At 59.3% G+C, this 7,176-nt stretch carries 7 protein-coding genes, 1 rRNA gene and 1 pseudogene; 6 read left to right on the top strand and 3 right to left on the bottom strand.

Annotated elements, in window-relative coordinates:
* Positions 1-7 precede the first annotated feature (7 nt).
* From rrf to CSZ94_RS26505, 6 genes are all read left to right on the top strand, one after another.
* Positions 8-120 (top strand): 5S ribosomal RNA (gene rrf, locus CSZ94_RS26530).
* Positions 121-219: 99 nt separating this feature from the next.
* Positions 220-909 (top strand): response regulator transcription factor, encoded by a 690-nt coding sequence (locus CSZ94_RS26525; protein WP_102124241.1) that lies wholly within the window; start codon positions 220-222, stop codon positions 907-909.
* A complete protein-coding gene (locus CSZ94_RS26520) occupies positions 896-2,122 on the top strand; it encodes a sensor histidine kinase (protein WP_102124240.1) in 1,227 nt (408 codons plus the stop codon). The genes CSZ94_RS26525 and CSZ94_RS26520 overlap by 14 nt, the downstream gene beginning before the upstream one ends.
* A gap of 220 nt (positions 2,123-2,342) precedes the next feature.
* Complete coding sequence (locus CSZ94_RS26515) at positions 2,343-3,032, top strand: acid phosphatase (RefSeq protein ID WP_102124239.1); 690 nt, start codon at positions 2,343-2,345, stop codon at positions 3,030-3,032.
* Positions 3,033-3,095: 63 nt separating this feature from the next.
* Positions 3,096-4,574 carry a DUF2868 domain-containing protein gene (locus CSZ94_RS26510; RefSeq protein ID WP_102124238.1) on the top strand — a complete coding sequence of 493 codons (1,479 nt, stop codon included), beginning with the start codon at positions 3,096-3,098 and terminating at the stop codon, positions 4,572-4,574.
* Complete coding sequence (locus tag CSZ94_RS26505; RefSeq protein ID WP_102124237.1) at positions 4,571-6,061, top strand: DUF3482 domain-containing protein; 1,491 nt, start codon at positions 4,571-4,573, stop codon at positions 6,059-6,061. Before CSZ94_RS26510 ends, CSZ94_RS26505 begins: the two co-directional genes overlap by 4 nt.
* 4 nt (positions 6,062-6,065) lie before the next feature.
* On the opposite strand, the gene CSZ94_RS26500 is transcribed toward CSZ94_RS26505, so the two are convergent.
* The 3 genes and pseudogenes from CSZ94_RS26500 to CSZ94_RS26495 form a co-directional block, all read right to left on the bottom strand.
* On the bottom strand, positions 6,066-6,680 hold the full coding sequence (locus CSZ94_RS26500; RefSeq protein WP_308410610.1) for a LysR substrate-binding domain-containing protein: 615 nt from the start codon (positions 6,678-6,680) through the stop codon (positions 6,066-6,068).
* A gap of 3 nt (positions 6,681-6,683) precedes the next feature.
* Positions 6,684-6,965, bottom strand: coding sequence for a LysR family transcriptional regulator (locus tag CSZ94_RS29235; protein ID WP_308410609.1), 282 nt, complete (start codon positions 6,963-6,965; stop codon positions 6,684-6,686).
* A gap of 84 nt (positions 6,966-7,049) precedes the next feature.
* Positions 7,050-7,176, bottom strand: a pseudogene (locus tag CSZ94_RS26495) (IS630 family transposase); the annotation flags it as partial.

Here is a 7,176-nt window from a genome sequence, read left to right as displayed (position 1 = left end):
AGTTATGCCTGATGACCATAGCAAGTTGGTCCCACCCCTTCCCATCCCGAACAGGACCGTGAAACAACTTTGCGCCGATGATAGTGCTGCAACCAGTGTGAAAGTAGGTTATCGTCAGGCTTGTTATTCGTAGTAGAAGAAAACCCCGCCAGCAATGGTGGGGTTTTTTTTCGTCTGGTGCTTTGTTTGGGGTGGCCGATTCCGCCCTACAATGGCGGTATGCGCATTCTGATCATTGAAGACAATCCCGATATTCTCGCCAATCTCTACGCTTATCTGGAACCGAAGGGCCATGTCCTTGATTCGGCCATGAATGGTTATGCCGGCCTGGCCTTGCTGGCCCAGCATGACTACGATGTGATCGTGCTCGATGTCATGCTGCCCGGCCTGACAGGGCTGGAACTGTGCCAGAAGCTGCGCGGTGAATTGAAAAATAGCACGCCGGTGCTGATGCTGACGGCGCGCGATACTCTGCAAGACAAGGTCGCCGGATTTGACAGTGGCGCCGATGATTACCTGGTCAAGCCATTCTCGCTACTGGAACTGGAAATCCGCCTGAAAGCCTTGCTGCGCCGAGCGCGCGGGCAAACCACGGCCGCCGCCGTGCTGGCAGTGGGCGACCTGCGTTTCGATACGGAAAAATTCGAAGTCCGACGCGCCGGCCGCGCATTGACCTTGACCAAGACCGGTTACATCATCCTGAAATGCCTGATGAGCGAAGCGCCCAAGCTGGTGCCGCGCGAAATGCTCGAGCATGAAGTCTGGGGCGATGACCGGCCCGACAGCGATGCCCTGCGCACGCATATCCATGCGCTGCGGCAGGTGCTCGATAAGCCGTATGCCTTTTCCATGCTGCGCACCATTCCCGGCATCGGCTATAAATTACTGAGTAGCGATGCGCCCGTCTAAATCGCTGAAGCGGCGCATCATCGTCGCCTATCTGCTGTTCGCCGTGGTGGCGAGCGTCTTTTTTGCCATTATCGCTGCCATCGCCGTCGAGGGCATCGAAGTGCGCCTGGTTGACGAGCGCCTGAAAGAAGTGGCGGCCTGGGCTTCACCCAGGCATGCGGCCGGCTTGTCTATCGAGATGCCGGCAGGCTTGAGTTTTCATCACGCCGAGGATACCCCGCTACCCTTGCGTGGCCTGGCGCCCGGTATGCACGAGAAAACCGTCGACGGCGGCAATCTGCATGTGCTGGTCGGTAGCGATGTGCATGGCGAATTCGTCGTTATCGATCACGCCACCGAATATGAAAAGATCGAATTGGTGGTGTACAGCATGTTTGCGCTGGGTTTTATCGGTTTCCTGATTTGTGCTTCGCTGCTGAGCGCCTTCATTGCCAATCGCTTGATCACGCCGATCATGTTGCTGACGCAGGCCGTCAAGGCCGGCCAGGCGGCCTTGCCACTACAGGACAGCACCGATGAATTGGGGATACTGGCAGGCGCTTTTGCCGCGCGTACGGCGGAGTTGGCCGAAGTTCTTGATCGCGAGCGTTTTTTTACGGGCGATGTCAGCCATGAGCTGCGCACGCCGCTGACCGTGATCACGGGGGCGGCGGAAATCTTGATCGAGCAAGGCGGCCACAATCCGGGGGGGCGTTCCGCCGCCGAACGCATCTACCGGGCTGCGCACGAAGCGAGCGATTCCGTGACGGTGCTGCTGCGCCTGGCGCGCGCGCCCGAATTGCTGGAGTGCGCGTCGCTCTCCGTGGCGGACCTGGCTCGGCAGGAATGCTTGCGCTGTCAATTGTATACGGCCGGCAAGCCGCTTACCCTCGTGTTTGCGGGCGGTGAGGATTTTCTGGTCAACGCCCCGCCTGAATTGCTGGTGGCCGCCATTGGCAACCTGGTGCGCAACGCCTGCCAGTACACCTTGCAGGGTGAAGTGACCGTGCGCCTGGCCGGACGCGCGCTGATCGTCGAGGATACGGGGCCAGGCTTGCCCGAAGCCGCCCGCGCGCGCCTGCGGCATCAACCCGTACCGGCCAATCTGAGTGGTTCATCCGGCACCGGTTTGGGGTTGGGCCTGGTTCAACGTATCTGCCTGTATCTGGGGGCGGACCTGGCGTTCAATGTTCGCCCCGCTGGTGGCACCATGCTGCGAATTGATTTCATTTAAACCGGCTTTTTGTGAGCACTTAACGAAAATTTAACGGGGTGTTGACGCGTAATTCATGCCGATACTTGTAAGGTGATTCTGGAAGCGCGTCTTGCCCCGTCCGTGTTGTTAACGGCAGGTAGCGTCATGTTCTCTTCATATTGACACTGTACGATGACTTCCATGGCTGCAGCCCCCTGCGGCCAGCCCCTTTCATCTCATCAAGTAAATGTGCGCATCCATGTTGGCCAAGCTTAAACTCGTTAAAACACCCAAAGGCATCGATAGCGTCCTGATGCTATCGGCCATGCTGATCCTCTGGATCGGCAATTACAGCAACCTCGACCTCAAGATCGCCGACAGTATGTTCGACGGGGCACGTGGGCAATTTGCCGGTGCTGACAGCGCGTTGGCGGGCAGTTTTCAGTTTGGCATGAGCTTGCTTGGCGTCGCCGTCATCGGCTTGGTCATCTGGGATACCTTGCGTCCGCTGGCCTGGCTTGCATCACGCCGCAGTGCCCTGCGCGTCATGGCCCTGTCGGTCGTCTTGGTGCCGCCAAGCATCTATTTGCTCTCTTCCTTCAGCGATGTGCCTTGCCCTACGGATTTGCTGCGCTATGGCGGACTGGAGCCGTATGCGCGCATGCTGGAAACCTTACCCGCCAGCGCATCTGCCATGGCTTGCCTGCCCGCCACCCAAGCGAACACTGTCTGGTGGCTCCTGGCTTTGCCATTGTTCTGCCTGCCAGCACGGCCACGCACGGCGCTTTTGCTCACCGCTGTCATGCTGCTGTGCGGTTTGGCGGCAGGCTGGCAGCAACAGTTGCAAGGTACACAATTTCTCACGCACACCTTGTGGTCTGCCTGGATCGCTGCTTTCCTGATATATCTGCTGCATAACTTGTTCCAGACCGAGGACGCGTTGGCCTGAAATACAAAAATACGTCACAATCTGCCTATCAAGTTGTCGTTTCATACAAAAAACAGGAGCACCATGAACGAGCAGATTGCGAGAGAAGTGGTATTGGTCCGGGCTATCGAAACGGCCGACCAGAAAAAAGAAGTCCTCAGCGAGGATGACCGCATGTATGCCAGCCGCAGCGCGCGTGAGCTTGCGCAATGGCAAGCTTCAGGCAAGCAGGCCGAAGTCACGGGTGACGACTTCCTGCAACAGCGTTCCGAGCTGATCATCAAGCGCATCACCGAGCGCACCCCCGCCTTCGCAGCCTTCGCGAAGCGTCGCAACGGCATGAAGACCCTGGCGCTGACCTTGCCATTGCTGGCCCTGCTGCTGGGAGCCGGCCTCGACCGCATCACCGATCCGCATCGCGTCGATCTGCTGTCGGCCCCCTTGCTGCTGATCATCGCCTGGAATGTGCTGGTCTATCTGGGTTTGCTGATCTGGCTATGCATCCCCTCGCACTCCCTCGGCTGGCCCAAAGCGGGGTTGGTGCGCCACCTGAGCGTGGGCCGCCTGGCCCTGCCGCGCAAGCTGCCGCACGCCTTGTCCTCGGGTTTGCTCAGTTTCATGGGGGAATGGGCGCACCTGAGCGCCAAGCTGACGGCCGCGCGCCTGAGCCGTACCATCCACCTGAGCGCCGCCATGTTTGCCATCGGCGCGGTCGCCTCGCTGTATGCGCGCGGTTTCCTGTCGCAATACGCGGCCGGCTGGGAAAGCACCTTTCTGAATGCCAGCCAGGTGCACAGTCTGCTTTCGACCCTGTTTGCGCCAGCGATTGCCCTGTTTCATTTGCAAGGCTTTTCGCTGGCGGAAATCGAAGCGCTGCGTTTTCCGCAAACGACGACCGTGGAAGGCGGCGCGCGCTGGGTGCATTTGTATGCGGCAACGATTTTCCTGCTGGTCGTCGTTCCCCGCCTGATCCTGGCTCTGGTCAACAATTGGCGCGCCGCGCGCCTGGCAAAGCACTTTCCACTGGATCTCGATCAACCGTATTTCCGCAAGCTCAATGAAAGCATTGGCGTGGCCACAGGCGGCATGTTGCGCGTCTTGCCGTACAGCTTTACTGTCGATGAGGCGCGCCACAAGGGCTTGGGCCAGCTTTCCACCATGCTGTTTGGCGAGCAGGGGCGCATGATGTTACGTCCATCGACGTCGTATGGCGAAGAGTCGCAGGAGGTCTTGCGCGGTACCGACTTGAATGATCCGCAAGTCAATATCACGGCCGTGCTGTTCAACCTGACGGCGACGCCGGAAAAGGAAAATCACGGCGCCTTTCTCGATTACCTGGTGCAATCGTCGACACGCGGCATCGCCGTCCTGATCGACGAGTCCAGCTACCTGGAGCGTGCTGGCGAGCAGGTGGATAATGCCGCCCGTTTGGCGGAAAGAGTCGCCTTGTGGCAACAGTTTTGCCTGTTCCATCAAACCCCGGCCACTCTGGTCAATTTGCTCAATCCTGCCTTGCACCCGCTCGATGCCGGTGTCGGCTTGAAAGTATCGGTTGCAGCATGAATGTGAATGTGAATAAAGATGTCCAGGATGATGCGGTGCAGATTCAGTTTGCACTGATTTCGCATACGAATAATGGCAAGACCACCCTGGCGCGCACCTTGGTGGGCGTGGATATCGGAGAAGTGCGCGACGCCGCCCACGTCACCGTGTTTGCGGAATCGCATACCTTGCTGGCCACGCCACAGGGTGATGCCTTGCAATTGTGGGACACGCCCGGCTTTGGCGACTCCGTGCGCCTGCTCAAGCGCCTGGGGCAGTCCGGCAATCCCATCGGCTGGTTCCTGCGCGAAGTACTGGACCGTTATCGTGACCGTCCGTTCTGGCTCAGCCAGCAAGCGTTGCGCACGGCCAAGGACGCGGCCGACGTGGTGCTGTATTTGGTCAATTCCTCGGAACATCCCAGGGATGCGGGTTATTTGCCGGCGGAAATGAAAATCCTCGAATGGCTGGGCAAGCCCGTGGTGGTCTTGCTCAATCAGATGGGGCCGCCACGTCCGGGCAATGAGGAACACGGCGAGCAGGCGCGCTGGCGCGAACATTTGCAGCAATATCCCATCGTGCGTGACGTCCTTGCGCTCGATGCCTTTGCCCGCTGCTGGGTGCATGAGCGCGTGTTTTACGAAGCCGTGGGCAAGTTGTTGCCGCAGTCGCAGCAAGCCGGCTATGCGCGTCTGTTTGCTACCTGGCAAACGCAGAATACGGCGCGTTTCCAGCAGGCCATGCATTTGCTGGCCGCGCAGCTGGCTGCGGCTGGGCAGGATCGCGAAGCCATCGAGCCGGTCTCCAAGGGCTTGCTGAAATCGGCCTTGCAGGTCGTGGGCATCGGCAAGAACGCAGAGCAGCAACGTCAGGAAAAGGCGATGGCCAGCCTGGTGGCGCGACTTAATACGCACAGCGGTGTCACGACGCGTGAACTGTTGATCTTGCACAAACTCGATCCTACCGATGCGCATAAGATCAATAGCCGGATACGGGAAAATTTCGCCGTGCGCGCGCCGATCGACAAGGCGCAAGCGGGGCTATTGGGCGCCATGATTTCCGGTGCGGCGACGGGCTTGTCGGCCGACCTGATTTCCGGCGGCCTGACCCTGGGCACGGGCGCCTTGCTTGGCGGCGTGGTCGGTGCACTGACGTTTGCGGGCGCAGCCTGGGGTTTTAATTCCGGCACGGACCGTAACGAGCCCACCATGCAATTTACGGATGCCTTCCTGCGTACCTTGGTGGTGGCGGGCGTGCTGCGTTACTTGGCGGTGGCGCACTTCGGACGTGGCCGCGGCAACTTTGTGGAAGGCGAGGCGCCAGCATTCTGGCAAGGTGAGGTCGAGCAAGCAGTCGCGCGTCATGACGCTGCTTTGCTTGAGTTGTGGAAAGAGGTGCGCCGGGAAAAATCGCTTGAGCAAGCCGCCGAGCGCGTCGCGCCGGTGATTGCTGCCATCACCTCCGATGCATTGGCGCGTCTGTATCCGGATGTGACGCGCCTGGTGTAGCTAATCAGGCGCGGGCCTGCAGCCACTGTTGCAGAAATTGCACGCAGGCTCTGACCTTGGCCGAGTTCGACAGCCGCGAGGTGATCACCGCCCACACATCGGCGGCCTGTTGGTACGCGGGAAAAATGCGGACCAGCTTGCCTTGCGCCAGGCTGTTTTCCACATCCCATGCCGAATGCAAGATGATGCCGTGGCCGTCCAGCGCCCATTGATGGACGATCTCGCCATTGTTGGCCGACAGCGGCCCGTCGACCTTCACCGTTTCCTGTCCGTGCGGCCCTTGCAGTTTCCAGCGCCTCCCATCCTGCTCGCGCTCGCGGATGACGATGAAGTCATGCTCACCCAATTGCGCCAGGGTGGCGGGTGTGCCACGTTGTGCCAGATAGGCGGGCGCGGCGCACAGCACACGTTGATTACTGGCAATGCGGTGGGCGATCAGGTCTGGCTCGTGCACCACGCCGACACGAATGTCGAGATCGAAACATTCGCCCAGCAGGTCGACGGCTCGGTCAAGCAATTTCAGCTGTATTTTCAGGTCTGGATATTGCCGTGCCAGCTGGGATAGTGCAGGTCCGAGCCGGTTACGCCCGAAACCAGAACTGGAGCAGATGCGCAGCATGCCCTACGGCTGCAATTTCGACTGCGCGACCGCTTCACGCATCTGCTCGACGTCTTCCAGGATGCGCTGCGCCCATTGCCGCACGATCTCGCCGTGATCGGTTATGCTGACCCGGCGCGTGGTCCGGTGCAGCAAACGGACTTGCAGCGCCGCCTCCAGCATGCCGATGCGCTTGCTGACGACCGCCTTGGACACGCCCAGTTCCAGCGCCGTGGCGACGAAACTGGTTTTATGGGCGAGCTGGCAAAATAGGCGTAAATCTTCCAGCAGTGGCATATTTTTCATTGATTGACCACGAAATGTAGATACTGGGGTTATGAATTCCCTGATTGTATTCTTAGATGGGGCCAGTATCATCGATGCATCCATCTAGTGTAGTGCTTCGTTATTCTTTGAACTAAGCCTCCGATTGGCACGGATCACTTTTTGCAGGATGTCGTTAGCCTTGGCGGTCCATACAAACGGCTTCGGATTCTGATTATGGGCCATAATATAT

Source organism: Janthinobacterium sp. ROICE36 (genome assembly GCF_002869965.1).
In the GTDB taxonomy this organism is placed as follows: domain Bacteria; phylum Pseudomonadota; class Gammaproteobacteria; order Burkholderiales; family Burkholderiaceae_D; genus Janthinobacterium.
Note: the sequence above shows the minus strand (reverse complement) of the source record. Positions and strands in the feature narration are given on the sequence as shown.